Annotated in this window: 19 protein-coding genes and 5 tRNA genes; 3 read left to right on the top strand and 21 right to left on the bottom strand. The window is 38.3% G+C overall.

All coding sequences use genetic code 11. The features are described 5' to 3' along the window. Positions 1–84 precede the first annotated feature (84 nt). The 3 genes from OQ268_RS09335 (at position 85) to miaA (ending at position 3,250) form a co-directional block, all read left to right on the top strand. Positions 85–1,491, top strand: a complete 1,407-nt coding sequence (locus OQ268_RS09335; RefSeq protein WP_265856246.1) for a CCA tRNA nucleotidyltransferase — start codon at positions 85–87, stop codon at positions 1,489–1,491. A gap of 100 nt (positions 1,492–1,591) precedes the next feature. Continuing rightward, positions 1,592–2,236, top strand: coding sequence for an IS1096 element passenger TnpR family protein (locus OQ268_RS09330; protein WP_265855850.1), 645 nt, complete (start codon positions 1,592–1,594; stop codon positions 2,234–2,236). A 66-nt stretch (positions 2,237–2,302) separates the two neighbouring features. Continuing rightward, the gene (miaA, locus tag OQ268_RS09325) at positions 2,303–3,250 is read left to right on the top strand and encodes a tRNA (adenosine(37)-N6)-dimethylallyltransferase MiaA (protein WP_265855849.1); all 948 of its coding nucleotides are present in this window, start codon (positions 2,303–2,305) and stop codon (positions 3,248–3,250) included. A 25-nt stretch (positions 3,251–3,275) separates the two neighbouring features. Here miaA and OQ268_RS09320 read toward each other — a convergent pair whose 3' ends face one another. The 21 genes from OQ268_RS09320 to rpsU all read right to left on the bottom strand — a co-directional run bounded on the left by OQ268_RS09320 (position 3,276) and on the right by rpsU (position 22,254). After that, a complete protein-coding gene (locus OQ268_RS09320) occupies positions 3,276–4,547 on the bottom strand; it encodes an SGNH/GDSL hydrolase family protein (RefSeq protein ID WP_265855848.1) in 1,272 nt (423 codons plus the stop codon). Between the two features lie 11 nt (positions 4,548–4,558). Then, a complete protein-coding gene (locus OQ268_RS09315) occupies positions 4,559–5,782 on the bottom strand; it encodes an OmpP1/FadL family transporter (protein WP_265855847.1) in 1,224 nt (407 codons plus the stop codon). Positions 5,783–5,858: 76 nt separating this feature from the next. Beyond that, positions 5,859–6,170, bottom strand: coding sequence for a DUF3467 domain-containing protein (locus OQ268_RS09310; RefSeq protein ID WP_265855846.1), 312 nt, complete (start codon positions 6,168–6,170; stop codon positions 5,859–5,861). Positions 6,171–6,306: 136 nt separating this feature from the next. Further along, on the bottom strand, positions 6,307–10,593 hold the full coding sequence (gene rpoC / locus OQ268_RS09305; protein ID WP_265855845.1) for a DNA-directed RNA polymerase subunit beta': 4,287 nt from the start codon (positions 10,591–10,593) through the stop codon (positions 6,307–6,309). Between the two features lie 92 nt (positions 10,594–10,685). Beyond that, positions 10,686–14,489: a DNA-directed RNA polymerase subunit beta gene (gene rpoB / locus OQ268_RS09300; protein WP_265855844.1), complete on the bottom strand. Its 3,804-nt coding sequence runs from the start codon at positions 14,487–14,489 to the stop codon at positions 10,686–10,688. A gap of 157 nt (positions 14,490–14,646) precedes the next feature. Further along, on the bottom strand, positions 14,647–15,024 hold the full coding sequence (rplL, locus tag OQ268_RS09295) for a 50S ribosomal protein L7/L12 (protein WP_010601097.1): 378 nt from the start codon (positions 15,022–15,024) through the stop codon (positions 14,647–14,649). A gap of 66 nt (positions 15,025–15,090) precedes the next feature. Further along, positions 15,091–15,612, bottom strand: a complete 522-nt coding sequence (gene rplJ, locus OQ268_RS09290; protein ID WP_265855843.1) for a 50S ribosomal protein L10 — start codon at positions 15,610–15,612, stop codon at positions 15,091–15,093. 2 nt (positions 15,613–15,614) lie between these two features. Further along, on the bottom strand, positions 15,615–16,313 hold the full coding sequence (gene rplA, locus OQ268_RS09285) for a 50S ribosomal protein L1 (protein ID WP_265855842.1): 699 nt from the start codon (positions 16,311–16,313) through the stop codon (positions 15,615–15,617). Positions 16,314–16,333: 20 nt separating this feature from the next. Next, positions 16,334–16,777 carry a 50S ribosomal protein L11 gene (rplK, locus tag OQ268_RS09280; RefSeq protein ID WP_010601094.1) on the bottom strand — a complete coding sequence of 148 codons (444 nt, stop codon included), beginning with the start codon at positions 16,775–16,777 and terminating at the stop codon, positions 16,334–16,336. A gap of 219 nt (positions 16,778–16,996) precedes the next feature. After that, complete coding sequence (locus OQ268_RS09275) at positions 16,997–17,167, bottom strand: hypothetical protein (protein WP_265855841.1); 171 nt, start codon at positions 17,165–17,167, stop codon at positions 16,997–16,999. Between the two features lie 479 nt (positions 17,168–17,646). Beyond that, positions 17,647–18,186, bottom strand: coding sequence for a transcription termination/antitermination protein NusG (gene nusG, locus OQ268_RS09270; RefSeq protein WP_029283241.1), 540 nt, complete (start codon positions 18,184–18,186; stop codon positions 17,647–17,649). Positions 18,187–18,195: 9 nt separating this feature from the next. Next, positions 18,196–18,393, bottom strand: a complete 198-nt coding sequence (gene secE, locus OQ268_RS09265) for a preprotein translocase subunit SecE (RefSeq protein WP_010601092.1) — start codon at positions 18,391–18,393, stop codon at positions 18,196–18,198. Between the two features lie 92 nt (positions 18,394–18,485). Then, a tRNA-Trp gene (locus OQ268_RS09260) sits at positions 18,486–18,559 on the bottom strand. 55 nt (positions 18,560–18,614) lie between these two features. Continuing rightward, positions 18,615–19,802 (bottom strand): elongation factor Tu, encoded by a 1,188-nt coding sequence (gene tuf / locus OQ268_RS09255; protein ID WP_010601091.1) that lies wholly within the window; start codon positions 19,800–19,802, stop codon positions 18,615–18,617. A 117-nt stretch (positions 19,803–19,919) separates the two neighbouring features. Continuing rightward, positions 19,920–19,991: transfer RNA gene (locus tag OQ268_RS09250), tRNA-Thr, on the bottom strand. An 89-nt stretch (positions 19,992–20,080) separates the two neighbouring features. Then, positions 20,081–20,153, bottom strand: a tRNA-Gly gene (locus OQ268_RS09245). A gap of 77 nt (positions 20,154–20,230) precedes the next feature. Further along, positions 20,231–20,316 (bottom strand) — tRNA-Tyr (locus tag OQ268_RS09240). A 38-nt stretch (positions 20,317–20,354) separates the two neighbouring features. Further along, positions 20,355–20,427, bottom strand: a tRNA-Thr gene (locus OQ268_RS09235). A 229-nt stretch (positions 20,428–20,656) separates the two neighbouring features. Beyond that, the gene (hpf, locus tag OQ268_RS09230) at positions 20,657–21,004 is read right to left on the bottom strand and encodes a ribosome hibernation-promoting factor, HPF/YfiA family (protein WP_047798117.1); all 348 of its coding nucleotides are present in this window, start codon (positions 21,002–21,004) and stop codon (positions 20,657–20,659) included. Positions 21,005–21,018: 14 nt separating this feature from the next. Further along, complete coding sequence (locus tag OQ268_RS09225; protein ID WP_265855840.1) at positions 21,019–21,903, bottom strand: tyrosine-type recombinase/integrase; 885 nt, start codon at positions 21,901–21,903, stop codon at positions 21,019–21,021. 156 nt (positions 21,904–22,059) lie between these two features. After that, on the bottom strand, positions 22,060–22,254 hold the full coding sequence (rpsU, locus tag OQ268_RS09220; protein ID WP_010601088.1) for a 30S ribosomal protein S21: 195 nt from the start codon (positions 22,252–22,254) through the stop codon (positions 22,060–22,062). Positions 22,255–22,279: the final 25 nt, after the last annotated feature.

Raw genomic sequence — 22,279 nt, 5'->3', positions numbered from 1 at the left:
ATGTTTTTCTTATTTTTGCCCCTTTATTACCTGTATATGAAATCTAATTCAAGCGATGGAAGTGAAATGTCCTATGATGAGGACCTGAGAGTTCATTTACAAAACCCTGTATTTAAAACACTATCTACTATTGCAGACCAGGCCGGTACTGAAGCCTATGTTGTTGGTGGATTCGTAAGAGATTTGTTTCTAAACCGTCCATCTAAAGATATTGATGTTGTAGTTGTTGGAAGTGGTATTAAATATGCACAAGCAGTAGGCAGTGCATTGAATACCAAAGTTGCCGTGTTTAAAAATTTTGGAACGGCCAATATCCGTTATCAAGATCTAGAGATTGAATTTGTAGGCGCCAGAAAGGAATCTTATCGGTTAGAATCTCGTAAACCCATTGTGGAAGATGGAACACTTGCAGATGATCAGCTAAGAAGAGATTTCACCATTAATGCTTTAGCCATTAATCTGAATCAAGATAATTTTGGCGTGTTGTTAGATCCATTTGATGGATTGATGGATTTGAGAAGTAAACTTATCCGTACACCGCTCGATCCGGAAGTCACATTTTCCGATGATCCGTTAAGAATGATGCGTGCTATCCGTTTTGCAACAGAACTTGAATTTAAAATTGATCCAGCGGCACTCAATGCTATTAAAATGCAAAAGGATCGAATTGGCATTGTTTCTAAGGAGCGCATAACCGATGAACTTAATAAAATTATTTTATCACCTAAACCTTCCATAGGGTTTAATCATCTTTTTAATACTGGGTTGCTCCAACTGGTTTTTCCTCAAATGGCGCATTTATTTGGTGTTGATGTAATTAAGGGAAAGGGACATAAAGATAATTTCTACCACACATTAGAAGTTTTAGATAACATTTGCGGCACCACTAATGACCTTTGGTTGCGTTGGGCTGCTATCCTTCACGATATCGCCAAACCAGCCACTAAACGCTTTGAAGAAGGACACGGGTGGACTTTCCATGGCCATGAAGATCGTGGAGCGAGAATGGTTCCGAAGATATTTGCGCAGCTAAAACTACCTTTGAATGAAAAGATGAAGTATGTACAGAAATTGGTGCAACTTCATTTACGCCCAATTGTGTTGGCTCAAGAAACAGTAACCGACTCTGCGGTGAGGAGATTACTCTTTGATGCTGGTGAAGAAATTGAAAGTCTGATGCTTTTATGCAATGCAGACATCACTACCAAAAACGAGTATAAAAAGGCAAAATACAGAAACAATTTCGAACTGGTAAAACAGAAGCTAAAAGATGTGGAGGAACGAGATAAGATTAGAAATTGGCAGCCCCCCATTACCGGAAATGATATCATGGAAACCTTTAACCTGGATGCAGGTAAAGAGGTGGGCCTCATAAAAAATGCTATTAGAGAGGCTATACTAGAGGGCGAAATCAAAAACGACTACAAAGAGGCATTTAATTTTATGCTTCAACAAGCGAAACAAATGGGATTAATTCCTGTTGTTAAATAATTTATTAGTTAAAAAAGCACTTTTGCGCAACCTTTTCTTCGCAATTGATGTTTGTTGTTAATACTAATTAACTTTATTTTTACGGTTCCAAAATACAATAATGGCAATTTATAAATTTAGAATTACGTTCGAAGATTTTGATGATGTTGTGAGAGAGATCGACATAAAATCAAATCAAACATTCGAAGATTTACACAAGGCAATACACAAATCAACAGGATATAATCCAGAAAAATCTTCTTCATTCTACGTAAGCACCGACAATTGGTTAAAGGGTGATGAGATAGCCTTTCTACCGAGTGAAAGAAAAAAAGACAGGGTGGTTTTAATGGAGAATTCTAAACTGAGTGGATTCATCGAAGACCCGCACCAGAAGTTTTACTACATATACAACTTCGATCGTCCTTACGATTTTCATGTAGAATTGGTAAAGATTGTATTAGATGCAGATCCAAGTATTGAATATCCATTTTTAGCAAAAAGTACTGGCGAGGCCCCAAAAATTATGGAAAAGAATAGCCCTACTGCAGTAGATCCGCGTGGAGATGTAGGCGCTGGTGAATTTGACTTTTTAAATGAAATGAATTTTGTACCTGAAGATACAGATGAATTGGAGGCTATGGGTGAAATGGGTATCAACCAGGAAGAAAGGGATGAAGATGAAGAGTCTGAAGATGACGACTTTGGAGATGAGTTTTCAGAGAATGACAATTTCGATGATGAAAATCACAAAGAAGACTATTAACAGAAATTGTGAATAAAATAGCGAGTCAGACGGGGAAACGTCTGACTTTTTGTTTTAAATTAAACCATGCTAACACAAAAGAGCACTCAGAGGTCGAAAACTTTAATAGCAATTGTTGGTCCTACCGCTATTGGTAAAACAGCACTTGCAATTCAATTGGCACGACATTTCGAAACCGAAATTGTTTCTGCAGATTCACGCCAATTTTTCAAAGAGATGGAGATTGGAACTGCTAAACCTAATAAAGAAGAACTTCTTGCTGCTAAACATCATTTCATTAATTCGCATTCGGTAACCCAGCTCTTTAGTACTGGTGATTTTGAAGTCGATGCACTGAAGGTATTAGATGAAATCTTTCGCTTGCAAGACGTAGCCATCTTAGTTGGAGGCTCGGGACTGTACATTAATGCAGTGTTAAACGGCCTAGATGAATTGCCTGAGATAGACTTAGCGGTAAGAGAGAAATTGAATCAACAACTCGAAAACGAGGGCATATTGGCAATCCAAAACATGCTAGCAGAGGTAGATCCAGAATATTATGCAAAGGTTGATCAGCATAACCCGCAACGAATGATTAGGGGCCTGGAGGTTTTCTTATCAACAGGCAAGAAACTGTCCTCAATGCTGTCATCAACCAGGAAAAAAAGACCATTTGATGTAATCAAAATTGGTTTAAATACAGATCGTTCGATTTTGTACGGAACCATTAATGAAAGGGTAGATAAGATGATTGCCGCCGGGTTGGTTGATGAGGTGCAATCGCTCCTGTCTTGCAGGAAATTAAATGCGCTAAACACCGTTGGATATAGCGAAATTTTTGATTTTATAGATGGCAAAATTACCTTGCAAAGTGCCATATCTGCGATAAAACAAAACACTCGCCGATTTGCAAAACGTCAGCTCACGTGGTTTAGACGAGATCCGGAAATTACCTGGTTCAGCCCGAATGAAGGAGATAAAATCATTACTCACGTCGAAGGCGAGATCAAAAAAAAGGGATCAGCTAATTGCTAATCCCATTAAGTTATTTTTATCCCTGTTAGCCAGGAAACTTAACACCCCTATATTTTGAAATATCTATTGTTGGGATGTTTGAACCATATTTGTTATTGATTGCATCGATAAATACATTGGCAATAACAGCGTTGCCTCTGGGCGTAAGGTGCACCCCATCGAGCGAGAAAGCACCCCCGCTGATGAACGCCGAACTCAGATTAATACCTTGGATGGCAATCCCGGATTTTACAAGATTTAAGTAGGTATAATTATCTGCTACGGCTAAACCTTTGCTGGCCGCTAATGATTTGATAGTACTATTATAGCTATTTACATAATCTTTAACCTTTACAATCTCGTCTTTATCCAACACCCAATTATTTGCTATAGGGTTTCTTGGATCTAAACCATAAGGAATAGCACCCGTACCAAATAATCCAGCAGATTGAAATGGCAAACGGATCAAGTCATCACTAGTAGCCGCCCGAACAGTACCAGCACCAGTTTGAATAAAGATTGCAGCAGCTGCCGGATTAATGGCCTTTGCCGCGGCTAACAGGGCCTGAACTGTTACAGTATTGAAATAAGGAACTGCTGTAACATCTGGGATGGTGCCAACTACGCCTTTCTGACCAGATGCCGTTAATGAATTAACTAAATTTGAATAAAGCAATGCAAAAGTAGCCTTATCCGTTAATACGTTGGTTGCATCGGTAGTTACACCACCATTTGTTGCATATCCCAAAGCATCGTTATTCCCTAGCCATAAAGAAAAGAATGTATGATTTCTACCTTGTATAAACTGAAAATATGTGGTTGTACCTACTTGAGCATCAGTAAGCAGTCGCTCCATATACATATTTGCAGCTCCATAGGGCCCCGCAAATGCCAGATCGACACGCATGCCTGGTACGCCCAAATTTTGAATTTCACCTGTATATTTAGCCAAGTGAGTTGCATCCCGATAGGCTAAATTAGTGGTAACATTGGTTAGCGTAGGTGTTCCATTTACCAGGGCCGATAGATTTAGATATCCCGAACCATTGGCTTGTGCATCTGCAAAGAAAGGCGAAGTAAAATTTCCGCCGCCTACGGATGCCATTTGTGCTGCAAGCAGATTTGGATAAGCTACCTTCTGCCCTTCTAAATATAAACCACCATCTGCGAAACCAGCCGTTAATGAATTACCCACAGCAATGTATTTTTGGAAATTCGCTGTCCCTGCAGTAGTTGCCGGAGTTTCAATTTCTGGCTTACAAGATGCGGCTAACATTATCGCAGCAGCAACAAAACTATTTATGATATATTTTTTCATTTTAAATTCTCCTACCATTTATAAGTTAATGAAAGCCCTGGAGCATAAACCAGCGTTTTAAATGTTCCATCTAAACCTGTCTCTATATTTTTTTGCTTACGTGCCTTAACATCTTCGAAGAAGAAAGCTGCATTAACCTCAAAATGACGGGTTGGAGCATAACCTATTCCGGCACTTAAAATGTAACGATCGGCATCTGGTGCCTCTGGTGTAACATAGCCATCTTGCACAGGTGAAAATGCATAGCCCACACCAGCTCTCAGTGCGAGTTTCTCTGATGCCTGATGGCTGACACCTAATTTAAATGAAGATCCATCGCGATAATTTCTCGCAGATTTAGTATCTGGCAAGGCACTCGTATTCGTTGCATAATCAAATGCCAATTCTTGATACACCCTCCATTGGACCCAATTGGCATCAAACGCCAACGTGGTACTTGTTGACAATGGAATACCTATACCCAATGTAGTTGTAGATGGAAGTGGTAATTCTGCATTGAAAGTATTACCAGCCGGAAAAGAAGATCGTAAAGATTCAGGAACTTCGAAAGTAGCAGTGCCATCATTCAATTTCGTAATCACCTTAGATTTATGTACAATAGCGAAAGTAATGTTGCTAAGGGTATTAATATACAAGCCTGCGTTCCAACCGTAACCTTTGCCAGTACCAGCTAAGGTGGCATGACCAGAACGCCCGTCAGCATAGTTGACAGGAAGTGCCCGCTGGAGATTAACCTCACCGTAATTATACACAAAACCAGCTCCAATGCCAATTCTATCGGTAATCTTCACACTTAAAGTGGGTTGAAAATAAATTGCTTTGAGATTTAATGAAGTTAAGGCGTAGCGACCAGACCATTCATTACCCCAATCTACCAACCCCCCAAAGGGTGTGTAAACACCCAACCCCAGTTTCCATTTATTAGATTTTGGTCCCCATACAGCATAGGCTTCAAAAGGAGGAGCGATCTTATTCTTAACGTTTTCTGTAATGTTCGTGCCACTTTGTTTGAAAGCAGACTTAAAAAATAATGGATTGACACCCGCAGAAATTGAATTCTGTTTGAGAAACGAAACAGCTCCTGGATTAAAGAAAACAGAGGCTTCATCTAAAGCAAGTGCAGATCCTGCTCCGGCCATACCAACCTGTTTTTGTCCTTGTAAATTAACTTGAAAACCTTGCCCCAATACCCAAAGGGGTGCTGAAAGTAATGCGCACAATAAAATTTTTTTCATTTGATATTTTTTTTGCCATGAGCCGTATCATGGCAACATTATAGATAGGGAATTGTTTTTAAGAAATAATAGGAGATTATGCTTGCGCAGTCGGTCCTCCAAAACCCATCGGAAAAGGTGGCTCTTCCTGCGCTTTAATTCGTCCATTTACCGCTTCGAATTTCTGGATATTATCATCAAGCGCCGTTAGAAGCCTTTTAGCGTGTTCGGGCGTTAATATAATTCTCGACTTCACTTTCGCCTTCGGAATTCCAGGCATAACCCTGATGAAATCTAATACAAATTCAGTATTAGAATGGGTGATAATTGCAAGGTTGGAAAAAATTCCTTCAGCAATCTCTTCAGATAATTCTATGTTTAATTGATTTTCGTTTTGTTGTTCTTCCATTGTAGAATATTATTGGTAAATGCTTAATTCAAGAGCGGGATTAAAGGTATGACTTTATGATAATATTTGGAGCATATTTAAATAAAAAGGGCTGTTCCAACTTAATGAAACAGCCCTTATAAAATATTAAGATGTACTATGCCTCTACTTCTTCTTGTTTAGAAGCCAATAGCTTATCGTACTCTTCTTGCGAACCAACAATGATTCTTTCATAACCACGAACACCTGTACCTGAAGGAATTAAGTGACCAACAATTACGTTTTCTTTCAAACCTAACATGTTATCACGTTTTCCGGCAATTGCTGCTTCATTCAATACTTTCGTAGTTTCCTGGAACGACGCCGCAGAAATGAACGATTTAGTACCTAATGATGCACGTGTAATACCTTGTAAGATAGAACTTGCAGTTGCAGGTCTTGCATCTCTAACCGTAATCTGTTTTAAATCTTTACGTTTCAATTGAGAATTCTCGTCTCTTAATCTACGTAATGATACAATCTGACCTGGTTTAAAATCTGCAGAATCTCCGGCATCTTCAACAACTTTTTTGTCGTACATGGCGTCATTCTCTTCTGCAAAATCCCAACGATCTACAGCATTGTTTTCTAGGAAGATAGTGTCTCCTGGATCTTCGATGTGAACTTTTTGCATCATCTGGTGAACAATTACCTCGAAATGCTTATCGTTGATTTTTACACCTTGCAAACGGTAAACCTCTTGAATACCATTCACCAGGTATTCTTGAACCGCTGCTGGGCCTTTAATTGATAAGATATCTGCAGGCGAAATTGAACCATCTGATAAAGGCATACCCGCTTTCACGAAGTCATTATCCTGAACAAGGATGTGTTTAGACAATGGAACCAGATATTTTTTCACTTCACCATCTTTAGATTCGATCGTAATTTCACGGTTACCACGTTTAACACCACCTAGAGTTACAACACCATCAATCTCAGTTACTACAGCCGGATTAGATGGATTACGTGCTTCAAATAACTCGGTTACACGAGGTAAACCACCGGTAATATCTCGGGTCTTACCAGTTGCACGAGGAATTTTCGCAATAATCTGACCAGTTTGGATTGCTTCACCTTCATCTACAGAAACGTGCGCACCAACCGGAATGTTATATCCTTTAATCATTTCGCCTTTTTTATCAACGATCTGAACTGAAGGGTTTTTAGTTTTATCACGTGTATCGATAATAACCTTTTCACGGTGACCAGTTTGCTCGTCTGATTCTTCACGGAAGGTTACACCCTCAATAATTGCATCAAATTGGGCTTTACCAGCAAATTCTGAAAGAATTACCGCGTTATATGGATCCCACGAACAAATTTTATCACCTTTTGATAGCTTATCTCCTTCTTTAACAAAAAGGAAAGCACCATAAGGAATGTTGTTAGTAACAATTATTCGACCTGTTCCTGGCTCCACAATTTTAAACTCACCTGAACGTCCAAGTACAACTTGTACTGTTCCATCTTCGGTTTGCGTATCAACTGTACGAATATTTTCGAATTCGATTACACCATCAAATTTCGCAACGATGTTAGATTCTGCAGCGATATTTGATGCAGTACCACCCACGTGGAAAGTACGAAGTGTTAACTGGGTACCTGGTTCACCAATTGATTGCGCTGCAATTACACCAACTGCTTCACCTCTTTGAACACGTTTACCCGATGCTAAGTTACGGCCATAACATAGTGCACAAACACCACGCTTTGCTTCGCAAGTTAATACCGAACGAATTTCGATTCCTTCCAACGGAGATTCTTCAATCGCCTTTGCAATGTCTTCGTTAATATCTTCACCTGCTCCTACTAATAACGTATTATCCAACGGATTGTAAACATCATGCAAAGAAGTACGACCTAAAATTCTGTCATACAATGGCTCAACAATATCTTCGTTATCTTTTAATGCTGTGGTATACATACCTCTTAAGGTACCACAATCATCATCATTTACGATCATATCCTGAGCAACATCATGCAAACGACGTGTTAGGTAACCCGCATCTGCCGTTTTTAACGCCGTATCTGCCAAACCTTTACGGGCACCGTGGGTAGAGATGAAATACTCTAATACGGAAAGACCTTCTTTAAAGTTTGATAAAATAGGGTTTTCGATGATATCGCCACCAGAACCAGATTTCTGAGGTTTTGCCATCAAACCACGCATTCCGCAAAGCTGACGAATCTGCTCTTTAGAACCACGTGCACCAGAATCAAGCATCATGTAAACCGAGTTAAAACCTTGATTATCTGAAGATAACTGAGTCATAACAAAAGTGGTCAACCTGTTGTTGATACGAGTCCAGATATCGATAATTTGATTGTAGCGCTCGTTGTTGGTAATGAAACCCATATTATAGTTGTTTCTTACCTCTTCTACCTCTGTAGCTGCTTGTTCAAGTAACGTATGTTTCTCTACAGGGATGTTTACGTCTTGTAAGTTGAACGACAAACCACCTTGGAATGCCATTTTGAAACCTAATTCCTTGATATCATCTAGAAATTGAGAAGCACGAGCCATACCTGTCATTTTAACTACTTCACCGATAATATCTCTTAACGATTTTTTAGTTAATAATTCGTTGATATAGCCTACCTCTTCCGGAACCAACTGATTAAACAATACCCTACCAACTGTAGTTTCTGTTAACTTATTTACGATAGAACCATCGTTTTGCTTAACATTAACCCTTACTTTGATAAATGCATGTAAATCCAATTCTTTCTCATTGTAAGCAATGATTACTTCCTCTGGAGAATAAAATGCTGAATCCTGACCTTTTACAACTCTAGTTTCATCGGTTCTGCGGCCTTTAGTGATATAATAAAGACCTAAAACCATATCCTGTGATGGTACAGTAATTGGAGTACCATTTGCAGGGTTTAAGATATTATGTGCAGCCAACATCAATACTTGGGCTTCCAAAATTGCTGCATTACCTAGCGGTAAGTGGACAGCCATCTGGTCACCATCAAAATCGGCGTTGAATGCAGTACAAACTAATGGGTGTAATTGAATCGCTTTTCCTTCAATTAGCTTTGGCTGGAAAGCCTGAATACCTAATCTGTGTAGTGTTGGTGCACGGTTTAACAATACCGGGTGACCTTTCAATACATTCTCAAGGATATCCCAAACTAACGGGTCTTTACGATCAACTATTTTCTTTGCAGATTTAACGGTTTTTACTACACCACGCTCAATCATCTTGCGAATGATGAATGGTTTGTAAAGCTCTGCAGCCATATCTTTAGGAATCCCGCATTCGTGTAATTTTAGGCTAGGCCCTACAACAATTACAGAACGAGCTGAATAATCAACACGTTTACCTAATAAATTCTGGCGGAAACGTCCCTGTTTTCCTTTCAGAATGTCTGAAAGTGATTTTAAAGCACGGTTTCCTTCAGTTTTAACCGCATTTACCTTACGAGAGTTATCGAATAACGAATCTACAGCTTCCTGCAACATGCGTTTTTCGTTACGTAAAATAACTTCCGGTGCTTTAATCTCGATCAAACGTTTTAAACGGTTGTTACGGATAATTACACGACGGTATAAATCATTTAAATCTGAAGTAGCAAAACGGCCACCTTCTAATGGCACTAGCGGACGCAATTCTGGTGGAATAACCGGAACGATCTTAACAATCATCCATTCGGGACGATTCTCGATACGGGTATTTGCACCACGGAAAGCTTCAACAACCTGAAGACGCTTTAAAGCCTCATTTTTACGTTGTTGAGAAGTTTCGTTAGCAGCCTGGTGACGTAGGTCGTAAGATAAAGTATCTAAGTCGATACGTTTTAATAAATCCTCTAATGCTTCAGCACCCATTTTGGCGATGAATTTACTAGGATCTTTATCATCTAGGTATTGATTTTCTTTTGGTAATTTATCTAAAATATCTAAATACTCTTCCTCTGTTAAGAAATCCATATAGTTGATACCCTCCTCGCCCATAAGGCCAGCCTGGATTACAACATAACGTTCGTAGTAGATAATTAGATCGAGCTTTTTAGTTGGTAACCCTAATAAATAACCGATTTTGTTGGGTAAAGAGCGGAAGTACCAAATGTGTGCTACAGGCACCACTAAAGCAATGTGCCCCATGCGCTCACGACGTACTTTCTTCTCTGTTACTTCAACACCACAACGATCGCAAACAATACCCTTATAACGGATACGTTTGTATTTACCGCAATGACATTCGTAATCTTTTACCGGACCAAAAATACGCTCGCAAAACAAACCATCACGTTCTGGCTTGTAAGTACGGTAATTGATGGTTTCTGGTTTCAACACCTCACCGCTTGAACGCTCCAAAATAATCTCTGGAGAAGATAAGCTAATGGTGATTGATGTGAAATTGCTTTTTAATTTATTATCCTTTTTGTAAGACATACTCTTTTATAAGGTTAAAGGCGGAGGGCGGAAAGGTGGAAGGTTTAGGGCGTTAAACCCTCAACCTTCTACCTTTGTACCTTCTACCTTAGTTAATCTAACGTAATATCTAAACCTAATCCGCGTAATTCATGTACCAATACATTAAATGATTCTGGTACACCTGGAGTTGGTAGGTTTTCACCTTTAACAATAGCTTCGTAAGTTTTTGCTCTTCCGATAACATCATCCGATTTAACGGTTAATATTTCCTGAAGAATATTAGCAGCACCAAATGCCTCTAAAGCCCAAACCTCCATCTCACCAAAACGCTGACCACCAAACTGAGCTTTACCACCCAATGGTTGTTGTGTAATTAATGAGTATGGTCCGATAGAACGTGCGTGCATCTTATCATCAACCATGTGACCTAATTTCAACATGTAGATAATACCTACAGTTGTGGTCTGATCGAAACGCTCACCTGTTAAACCATTGTATAAGTAAGTTTTTCCTGAAGCAGGAACACCCGCTTTAGCAATCCACTCTTCAACCTCATCGTGTGTAGCACCATCAAAAATCGGAGTTGCAAATTTCACACCCAATTCTTTACCGGCCCACGCCAATACGGTTTCGTAAATCTGGCCTAAGTTCATACGCGATGGTACACCTAATGGGTTCAATACGATATCAACAGGGCTACCATCTGCTAAGAAAGGCATATCTTCATCACGTACAATACGTGCAACAATACCTTTATTACCGTGGCGACCAGCCATTTTATCACCTACTTTTAATTTACGTTTCTTAGCAACATAAACTTTTGCCATTTGTACAATGCCCGATGGAAGCTCATCACCTACACTAATCGCAAATTTATCGCGTTTGTAAGCGCCTAGTTCTTCATTCACACGGATACCGTAGTTATGTAGCAACATTTTAATCATCTCATTCTTATCATCATCAGTAGTCCATTTGTTAGGGCTAATGTGATTATAATCAAGATCTGCCAAAATTTTCTGAGTGAATTTGGCACCCTTAGCAACCAACAATTCTTTATAGATATTGAAAACACCTTGAGATGTTTTACCATTAACGATAGTGAATAGTTTGTCTACTAACTCTGCTTTTAATTTCTCAGTGATATTGTTATATCCTTTGTCTAATTTCTCAATTGCCGATTTTTCCTCAGCTTTTGTCGTTTTCTTAGCACGGCTGAATAATTTAGTGTCAATTACCACACCTTGGATTGATGGAGGAGTTTTTAAAGACGCATCTTTAACATCACCAGCTTTATCACCAAAGATTGCACGTAGTAATTTCTCTTCAGGTGAAGGATCAGACTCACCTTTTGGTGTAATCTTACCTATTAAAATATCACCCTCTTTTACATCGGCACCAATACGAATAATACCATTTTCATCAAGGTCTTTAGTAGCCTCTTCAGAAACATTAGGGATATCAGGTGTTAATTCCTCTTCTCCACGTTTAGTATCACGTACTTCTAATTCAAACTCTTCAATATGTAGCGATGTGAAAACGTCATCACGAACAATTCGTTCGTTTATTACGATCGCATCCTCAAAGTTAAAACCTTGCCAAGGCATGAATGCCACTTTCAGATTTCTACCTAATGCTAACTCACCATTTTCAGTTGCATAACCTTCGCAAAGTACTTGCCCTTTGGTAACTTTCTGACCTTTTTTAACAATCGGCTTTAAGTTGATACAAGTATTTTGATTGGTTTTTTTGAACTTGATTAAACGGTAGGTTCTGCTATCACCTTCAAAAGAAACTAAACGATCATCTTCGTTACGTTCGTATTTAATGGTGATTTCGTTAGCATCAACATATTCCACAACACCGTTACCTTCTGCATTGATCAATGTTCTCGAGTCGCGGGCAACGCGACCTTCTAGACCTGTACCTACAATTGGCGCTTCAGGACGTAACAATGGTACGGCCTGGCGTTGCATGTTCGATCCCATCAAAGCCCTGTTCGCATCATCATGTTCCAAGAAAGGAATTAGAGAAGCTGCAATAGAGGTAATCTGGTTAGGTGCAACATCCATTAAGTCTAATTTCTCAGGCTCAATAATTGGGAAGTCACCCTCATAACGTGCTTTAACACGTGGTGTAATGAAATTACCTTTATCATCATATTCTGCATTAGCCTGGGCGATGGTTTTACCATCTTCGTCTTCTGCCGATAGATAGATAACATCAGAATCAACAACTACTTTACCTTCTTCAACACGTTTGTATGGTGTTTCGATGAAACCTAAGTTGTTAATCTTAGCATGCACACAAAGTGAAGAAATCAAACCAATATTTGGTCCTTCTGGTGTTTCAATAGTACATAAACGGCCATAGTGCGTGTAGTGAACATCACGCACCTCGAAGCCTGCACGCTCACGAGATAGACCACCTGGGCCTAATGCTGATAAACGGCGTTTGTGTGTAATCTCTGCCAGTGGATTGGTTTGATCCATAAACTGAGACAACTGGTTTGTACCAAAGAAAGAGTTAATAACCGATGATAAGGTACGTGCGTTAATTAAATCAGTTGGCGTAAATACCTCATTATCGCGGATGTTCATACGCTCGCGGATTGTTCTAGCCATACGGGCTAAACCAACACCAAACTGTGCGTACAATTGCTCACCTACCGTACGTACACGACGGTTTGATAAGTGGTCAATATCATCTACCTCTTCTTTAGAGTTGATCAATTTGATCAAGTATTTAACAATGGCAATGATATCTGCTTTTGTTAAAACTTTTACATCATCTGGGGTATTCATCTTCAATTTACGGTTGATGCGGTAACGACCAACATCTCCTAAATCGTAACGTTTATCTGAGAAGAATAAACGATCAATAATACCACGAGCAGTTTCCTCATCAGGTGGTTCTGCGTTACGCAAAGCCCTATAGATGTTTTCAACAGCTTCTTTTTCAGAGTTTGATGTATCTTTTTGTAATGTATTATAAATAATGGTATAATCGGCCTGGCTAGCTCCATCTTCCTTAGAAAGGATAATGGTTTTAACTCCAGCTTCGATAACCATATCAATGTGTTCGTCTTCTAAAACGGTCTCTCTTTCAAGAATCACTTCATTACGGTCGATAGAAACTACCTCACCTGTATCTTCATCTACAAAATCTTCAACCCATTTCTTTAAAACTCTGGCTGCAAGTTTACGGCCGATGTATTTCTTTAAACCAGATTTACTAACTTTTACTTCGTCAGCAAGATCGAAAAGTTCTAAGATATCCTTATCAGAATCGTAACCGATAGCACGTAATAAAGTGGTAACAGGGAATTTTTTCTTACGATCGATGTAGGCATACATTACGTTATTAACGTCTGTAGCAAACTCGATCCATGAACCTTTGAAAGGGATAACACGTGCAGAGTACAATTTGGTTCCGTTTGTGTGACGGCTTTGGCCGAAGAACACGCCTGGAGAACGGTGTAGTTGCGAAACGATAACACGTTCTGCACCGTTGATAACAAATGTACCTTTTGGTGTCATATACGGAATGGTACCTAAATACACATCCTGAATAATGGTTTCAAAATCTTCATGTTCAACATCGTTACAAGAAAGCTTTAGCTTTGCTTTTAATGGAACATTGTAGGTTAATCCACGCTCAATACACTCGTGTATATCGTAACGTGGCGGATCAACAAAATAATCAAGAAACTCTAATACAAAGATATTTCTTGAATCTGTTATTGGAAAGTTTTCAGCAAACACTTTAAACAAACCTTCGCTAGAGCGATCGTCTGATGTGGTATCTATCTGGAAAAATTCTCTGAATGATTGCAATTGCACATCCAGAAAATCCGGATAGTCTATAATGTGCTTACTAGTTGCAAAATTTACTCTTTGTTCGACTGTCTTTGCCAATGGACTAAAAGATTTTAGTTTAAGAATAAACTATTTGTTTGGTTCGGGTTTTAAACAGGCTCATTAACCAAACAAAATGAGGTGTTTATAAACAGGTAAAGACACCGACATTTTCAGTCGGTGTCTAATACATTTTTAGCTTAGCTAAATTAAGTGATTACTTAATTTCAACTACTGCTCCAGCTTCTTCTAATTGTTTTTTAAGAGCTTCTGCTTCGTCTTTAGCAACACCAGCTTTTAATTCTTTTGGTGCACCGTCTACTAAGTCTTTAGCTTCTTTCAAACCTAAACCAGTTAAGTCTTTAACGAGTTTTACAACTGCTAATTTCTGACCACCAGCTTCTTTTAAGATTACATCAAAAGATGTTTTTTCTGCAGCAGCAGCAGGTGCATCACCACCAGCAGCAGGACCAGCAACTACAGCAGCAGCTGCAGGCTCAATACCATACTCATCTTTTAAGATTTGAGCTAATTCATTAACTTCTTTTACTGTTAAGTTTACTAATTGCTCAGCAAACGCTTTTAAATCTGCCATTTTATTAAGATTTTAAAAATTTACGTGTGTAATAATTTTGTTTAATTTGCGAACTTAAGGTGTTCGTTAACCTTCTCTTTCTTGTAGAGTTTTAACAATTCCTGCAATTTTGCCTCCGCTTGATTTAAGCGCAGATACAACATTTTTCGCTGGTGATTGTAATAGTCCAATGATATCGCCAATAAGCTCTTCTCTTGATTTTAAGCTTACTAAGTTATTCAATTGGTCATCGCCAACGTATACTGATGAATCTATAAAAGCTGCTTTAAGTACTGGTTTATCAGAAGTTTTTCTCAAAGCTTTAATCAACTTAGCCGGAGCGTTAGCTGTTTTTGAGAATAATAATGATGATGAACCTTTTAAAGCTTCGTATATCTCAGATGCATCGCCATCTAAACCTTCAATCGCTTTGCGAATTAAAGAGTTTTTAGCAACTTTCATTACGATATCGCCTTCAAAACATTTGCGGCGGATGTTATTAATCTGCTCAACAGAAAGGCTAGAAGTATCAGCAATATAGAAATTGCCAAACTCTTGCATTTGTCCTTGTAGTTCTAAAACTACTTCGTTTTTTTCTTCTCTGTTCATGATTAGATCCCCGCTACTGATTTTGTTTCAATTGCAATCCCAGGACTCATTGTAGAAGACACGTGAATGCTTTTAAAATAAGTTCCTTTTGCAGCAGATGGTTTTAATTTAGATATTACAGAGATGATCTCCATAGCATTTTCATAAATTTTCTCTGCTGGGAATGATACCTTTCCTATCGAGGCGTGTATGATACCCGTTTTGTCTACTTTAAAATCAATTTTACCTGCTTTAACCTCTGTTACAGCTTTACCAACTTCGTTAGTTACTGTACCAGATTTTGGGTTAGGCATTAAGTTTCTTGGACCTAAAACACGGCCCAATTTACCTACCTTAGCCATACAAGCTGGTGTAGTGATAATAATGTCTACATCGGTCCAACCACCTTCAATTTTAGCAACATACTCGTCTAAACCAACGAAGTCTGCGCCAGCTGCTTTTGCTTCTTCTTCCTTATCAGGAGTTACTAAAGCTAAAACACGTACAGTTTTACCTGTTCCGTGTGGTAAAGTAGCAATACCACGAACCATTTGATTGGCTTTACGCGGATCTACTCCTAAAGATACATCAATATCAACTGAAGCATCGAATTTAGTAGTAGTGATTTCTTTTACCAAAGCAGCAGCATCCTTCAAAGTATAAGCTTTACCAGCTTCTATTTTAGCATGTGCCTTTTTTTGATTTTTAGTTAATTTCGCCACTGTTGTAAACTGTTTTTTAATTAATTGTTCCAGGGTGCGTCACCAGAAACGGTGATTCCCATACTGCGTGCTGTTCCAGCAACCATGCTCATTGCAGATTCGATTGTAAATGCATTTAAATCAGGCATTTTATCCTCAGCAATAACTTTAATCTGGTCCCAGGTCACCGACCCAACTTTCTTACGGTTAGGCTCAGCAGAACCACTCTGTAATTTAGTAGCATCTTTTAACTGGATAGCTACCGGAGGGGTTTTGATGATGAAATCGAATGACTTATCAGCATAAACAGTAATTACAACTGGCAATACTTTACCTGCTTTATCTTGGGTACGAGCGTTGTACTGTTTGCAAAACTCCATAATGTTCACCCCTTTAGCACCTAACGCAGGTCCTACTGGTGGCGATGGATTTGCCGCTCCGCCTTTGATCTGTAATTTGATCATTGCACTGACTTCTTTTGCCATTTTGTGTTTTTTGTTTATTTAAAACTCAATGTTAAATATTGGAAGCATGTAACATTTCTTTTTCCTTATGGCTCCTATAAAGCTTAAAGGACTGCAAAGATATGGATAATCTTGCAGTACTGCAATAGATCTTGGAAAATATTTTTCTCCAGATCATGTGCTACGCTCTATCAAAATATATTTTAAATAACTGTTCTATTCTCAATATATGTTTCCTACCTAATCTTCCCAAACATTTTTATCACGAAAGGTAGAAGCATGAAGGTATAATCGTCTGATTGTATTTTTTGTAATTAAAAACAGCATAATGCTTCCCTCATCATAAATACCATAATCACCTTGCGCCCCAAGGTTGACGCATCCTTCTCCATCAATAGCATCGTCTACCATTTGACAGGGATGAAAAGCTATGGTTTTCTTCCAGAGTTCTTTTGCCCTTTTTAGGAACGATATATTTCACGTTAAAACAGGCATTTGTATCAATCTTTAGCCGTTTAATTTTTAAATCTCTTTGTTGAAATAAATTTCTAATCTCACGGGGGTATCTCATTTACTCCACTTAGCCATTTGACTCAATTCTACATCACTATTTTTCCAGTGTCCTTTTTGCAACTATAAACTCCCAAAAGTGCTATACTGATTAATACGAGTGAAACCTTGGGTAGGCTTTCGTTAAATAGATTGTCTTTCATCCTTTATTCTTTTTTAAATGGTCACAACAAAACTCGCGATGGTTGTTCGGGAATCTGTGTTAAACAAAAATCATAGAAGAATATATAAATAAATTGAACTACTAACTATACCTAAAGAATTGGCATAAAAAAAGCCCCAAATTAACTTCGAGGCTTTCTAAATATTTTAAGAATTTCTTACTCTTTTTCTACTTGCATGTAGTTGAGCTCCAATGGTGTTTTACGACCGAAAATCTTAACCATTACTTTCAGTTTTTTCTTCTCTTCGTTTACTTCTTCGATAACACCCGAGAAACCATTAAAAGGTCCATCCATAACTTTAATACCTTCACCTACGTAATAAGGAACATTCATGGTTTCGCCTTGTTCGCTCATTTCATCAACCACACCTAAGATACGGTTAACCTCTGCTTGGCGCATTGGAATCGGGTTGCCAGCTTTATCTCCTAAGAAACCAATAACACTGTTGATACCTTTGATGATGTGCTCTAACTCTCCATCTAATGTAGCTTCGATTAAAACATAACCTGGATAAAAGTTACGCTCCTTGGCAATCTTCTTACCATCTTTCATTTGATAATACTTTTCCATCGGGATTAGAACCTGAGGAACCAAATGAGAGAAACCTAACCGACTGATCTCAGCATCTATGTATTGCTTTACCTTCTTTTCTTTACCGCTTACCGCCCTTACAACGTACCACTTTAGATCGCTCATTAGTAAATATTAATTAGAAAGTGATTTATAAAAAGTATCTAACACAAACGTAGAGCCTTTATCCATTGCAAAAATAACCAATGCAATAATTAAAGAAGCTACCAAAACCAGAATAGCAGAGCTTTGCAACTCACCCCAAGTAGGCCATGTTACCTTACTTGTCATTTCATCGTATGATTCTTTTATAAACTCAACTACTTTAGCCATATTATAATGATTAAATGATTGAGTTAGTGACGACTGACAGGGTGCATCATGCATTCGGTCATTGTAACATTCACTAATTCAATCATTGTTTTTGGCACGGGAACAAGGATTCGAACCCTGATCAAAGGTTTTGGAGACCTCTATTCTACCGTTGAACTATTCCCGTGGGTATAAAAAAGAGCTAGCCTAAACTAGCTCTTTCATATTATTATAGCTTAAAATTAAGCTAAGATTTCAGTTACCTGACCAGCACCTACTGTTCTACCACCTTCACGGATAGCGAAACGTAGACCTTTTTCCATTGCAATCGCGTTAATTAATTTTACAGTGATTGTAACGTTATCACCTGGCATTACCATTTCAGTTCCTTCAGCTAGTGAAATCTCACCAGTTACGTCTGTGGTACGGAAATAGAATTGAGGACGATATTTGTTGAAGAATGGAGTGTGACGACCACCTTCTGCTTTTGATAATACATAGATCTCAGCTTTGAAATCTGTGTGAGGAGTTACTGAACCTGGTTTACAGATTACCATACCACGACGGATATCAGTTTTCTCAATACCACGTAACAATAAACCTACGTTATCACCAGCTTCACCGTAATCTAAAATTTTACGGAACATCTCAACACCAGTTACTGTAGATTTTAAGTTCTCAGCACCCATACCTAAGATCTCAACCGGATCTCCAGAGTTGATTACACCACGCTCAATACGACCAGTAGCAACAGTACCACGACCAGTAATTGAGAATACGTCTTCAACAGGCATTAAGAAAGGAAGATCAGTTAAACGTGGAGGGATTGGAATGTAGCTATCTACAGCATCCATTAATTCCATAATTTTACCAACCCATTTAGCATCACCGTTTAATCCACCTAAAGCAGAACCTTGGATTACTGGAATATCATCGCCTGGGAATTCGTAGAAAGATAATAATTCACGAACTTCCATTTCAACTAGTTCTAATAATTCTGGATCATCAACCATATCCACTTTATTCATGAATACAACTAATGAAGGTACACCAACCTGACGAGCCAATAAGATGTGCTCTCTAGTTTGTGGCATTGGACCATCAGTAGCAGCAACAACGATAATTGCACCGTCCATTTGCGCAGCACCAGTAACCATGTTTTTCACATAATCCGCGTGACCTGGACAGTCTACGTGTGCGTAGTGACGGTTAGCTGTTGAATACTCAACGTGAGCTGTATTGATAGTAATACCTCTTTCTTTTTCCTCTGGAGCAGAGTCAATTGAATCGAATGAACGTGCCTCAGTTAAACCAGCATCAGCCAAAACTTTTGTAATAGCTGCTGTTAAAGTTGTTTTACCGTGATCGACGTGACCGATTGTACCGATGTTTAAGTGCGGTTTACTGCGGTCAAATTTTTCTTTTGCCATTTTATTTATAACTAATTAGTAGGTTAACTTTTTATTATTTATTTTTTGTTATTTCAACACAAAAAACCTTGTCTACTCTGTATATTTAACAGATTTAACAAAGCTTTATTATACCTGAGCCAAAGATGGGACTTGAACCCACGACCTCTTCCTTACCAAGGAAGTGCTCTACCGCTGAGCTACTTCGGCTTTCTTTAAAGCTCATCAGTTCAAAGCGTTCATTTGTTCATGAGGATTCAAATGAACCAGTGAACATACTCACCAATGAATTTCCAAAGAGCGGAAGACGAGGTTCGAACTCGCGACCTATAGCTTGGAAGGCTATCGCTCTACCAACTGAGCTACTTCCGCTTACTAATTTACGATTGGTGACTCACGAGTTACGATCTTGAAATCGTCAATCTAAAATCTTTAAATCTAAAATCAGATGGTGGGGAGAGAAGGATTCGAACCTTCGAAATCTTGCGATAACAGAGTTACAGTCTGTCCCATTTGGCCGCTCTGGAATCTCCCCAACTTTACTTTAAAATGTTAACACTTTAAAATAAAAAGAGCCTCCTATCGGAATCGAACCAATGACCTACTGATTACAAGTCAGTTGCTCTACCAGCTGAGCTAAGGAGGCTTTTAATTTTGTGTAATGATACGAAAAATCTTCATTTTTCATACAATTAGCGTGTATTTTTTAAAAATCTATCTATTTAAAGAACTTACCTTTTCTTGGTGGCGTAACGCCCTTTCCGAAAGGGAATGCAAATATACACACTTATACTTCACTTCAAAATAAATTTGAAAAAAAATAGCGAACTTTTTGGTTCGCTATCTCGTTATTAGTGTTTTTAAATAATACCTACTTAATAATCAGATGCTTCGCTTTCGCTTAAAATAGCTTTATGTTCGCTTAATTTTGCCCGCGTCTTATCCTTATGTTTAGTGATCTGTTTTCTGAGCGACTCGATCGCTAAATCTGTAGCCTCTTCAAATGATTTACATTGTTCTTTAGCGAATAAAGTTCCCCCTGGCACAATAAGTTTAATCTCACTTATCTTATTCGCCTCGTCTTCTACATTCTCTAATTTTAAATACACTTCACCGCTTATGATCTGATCAAAGAACTGATCTAGCTTATTCGCCTTCTTCTGTATAAAATCTAACAACTTACTGTCTGCACTGAAGTGGATTGATTGAACTCCGATTTTCATTTTTCCTCCTTTTTTTACGCCTTTGGATGGGCTTGTTTATAAATTGTTTTTAATCTTTCAATTGAATTGTGGGTATATACTTGGGTTGCGGCTAAACTCGCATGGCCCAAAAGCATTTTTATTGCATTTAAATCTGCACCTGCATTTAATAATGTAGTAGCATAGCTGTGCCGTAACACATGTGGGCTCTTTTTGTTTTGGGTTGATACATAGTTTAAATACGATGTAACAATCCGATAAATTAGCTTCGGATAAGCTGGAGAACCGGTATTTGTAACGATTAAGTTAAGGGAATTGTTATCAAACTGCTGTAACTTTTTTTCTTTAACGTAGTTAAAAACCTGTTGTACAAGCGTTTTATTTATTGGTATGATTCGTTCTTTATTACGTTTACCCAAAACCTTTATGGTACCAGCAAAATGATCTACATCATTTTCTTTAAGTTGAACTAATTCCGCTAAACGCATTCCAGTTCCAAAAAGCAATTCTATTACCAAATGATCGCGAAGCGATGGAAAACTATCATCGAAATGCTGTGTCGAATCCAATAAATGATCCATTCGTTCGGCATCTATGAAAACAGGTAATCGTTTTGGGATTTTCGGGGCCTTGATGAGCAAGCTAGGATTTTGATCAATTTTTGCATTTTTGAACAAAAACTTATAAAAACTCCTAAGCGCAGAAACCTTTCTATTAATGCTACTTTCAGATGTTTCTTTCTCCATCAAGTAGACCATATAGCTACGCAGGTGCGTATGCTTAACTTCCAGATAATTTAATTCAAATGTTTCTTTGATGAAAGCTCCGAACTGCACCAAATCGGTTTGATAGGAAGAAACCGTATGCGCAGAATAACGTTTCTCGTGCGTTAGATATGTGATAAAGCTATTCAACAACATTCAAAATCATTTATGGGGTGCTGATATGAAGTTACAAATTGTTTTGATATAAAGAAATCATTAATAAATTGTTTTATGTAAAGTTTTGAATAGCCTTTAAACAAAAAAACCTCCAAGAAAAATCTTGAAGGTTCTAATCATTTATATCTTGAACAACTATGAAGTTGTATCTTGATTCATATTCTGAATGTAAACAGCATGTTTAATTTCAGTACGGCGAGCAACGGATTTTTTCTCGTATGCTTGGCGACTACGTAATTCTCTCAATACACCAGTTTTTTCAAACTTTTTCTTGAAACGTTTAAGGGCTTTATCTAATGATTCGCCGTCTTTAATGTTGATAATGATCATAACGCTGAAATACCTCCTCTCGTGG

This window comes from Pedobacter sandarakinus (assembly GCF_026240095.1).
In the GTDB taxonomy this organism is placed as follows: Bacteria; Bacteroidota; Bacteroidia; order Sphingobacteriales; family Sphingobacteriaceae; genus Pedobacter; species Pedobacter sandarakinus.
The sequence above is the reverse complement of the archived record's forward strand: the minus strand, read 5'-3'. Positions and strand labels throughout refer to the sequence as shown.

Excerpts from the sequence above, each read along its gene's own strand:
- rplL (WP_010601097.1), bottom strand. The coding sequence starts at position 15,024 with ATGGCAGATTTAAAAGCGTTTGCTGAGCAATTAGTAAACTTAACAGTA.
- OQ268_RS09330 (WP_265855850.1), top strand. The coding sequence starts at position 1,592 with ATGGCAATTTATAAATTTAGAATTACGTTCGAAGATTTTGATGATGTT.
- rpsU (WP_010601088.1), bottom strand. The coding sequence starts at position 22,254 with ATGATCATTATCAACATTAAAGACGGCGAATCATTAGATAAAGCCCTT.
- OQ268_RS09315 (WP_265855847.1), bottom strand. The coding sequence starts at position 5,782 with ATGAAAAAAATTTTATTGTGCGCATTACTTTCAGCACCCCTTTGGGTA.
- rpoC (WP_265855845.1), bottom strand. The coding sequence starts at position 10,593 with ATGTCTTACAAAAAGGATAATAAATTAAAAAGCAATTTCACATCAATC.
- nusG (WP_029283241.1), bottom strand. The coding sequence starts at position 18,186 with ATGAGCGATCTAAAGTGGTACGTTGTAAGGGCGGTAAGCGGTAAAGAA.
- OQ268_RS09320 (WP_265855848.1), bottom strand. The coding sequence starts at position 4,547 with ATGAAAAAATATATCATAAATAGTTTTGTTGCTGCTGCGATAATGTTA.
- hpf (WP_047798117.1), bottom strand. The coding sequence starts at position 21,004 with ATGAAAATCGGAGTTCAATCAATCCACTTCAGTGCAGACAGTAAGTTG.
- miaA (WP_265855849.1), top strand. The coding sequence starts at position 2,303 with ATGCTAACACAAAAGAGCACTCAGAGGTCGAAAACTTTAATAGCAATT.
- secE (WP_010601092.1), bottom strand. The coding sequence starts at position 18,393 with ATGGCTAAAGTAGTTGAGTTTATAAAAGAATCATACGATGAAATGACA.
- rplK (WP_010601094.1), bottom strand. The coding sequence starts at position 16,777 with ATGGCAAAAGAAGTCAGTGCAATGATCAAATTACAGATCAAAGGCGGA.
- rplJ (WP_265855843.1), bottom strand. The coding sequence starts at position 15,612 with ATGAACAGAGAAGAAAAAAACGAAGTAGTTTTAGAACTACAAGGACAA.
- OQ268_RS09310 (WP_265855846.1), bottom strand. The coding sequence starts at position 6,170 with ATGGAAGAACAACAAAACGAAAATCAATTAAACATAGAATTATCTGAA.
- OQ268_RS09275 (WP_265855841.1), bottom strand. The coding sequence starts at position 17,167 with ATGGTAGACGATGCTATTGATGGAGAAGGATGCGTCAACCTTGGGGCG.
- OQ268_RS09225 (WP_265855840.1), bottom strand. The coding sequence starts at position 21,903 with ATGTTGTTGAATAGCTTTATCACATATCTAACGCACGAGAAACGTTAT.
- tuf (WP_010601091.1), bottom strand. The coding sequence starts at position 19,802 with ATGGCAAAAGAAAAATTTGACCGCAGTAAACCGCACTTAAACATCGGT.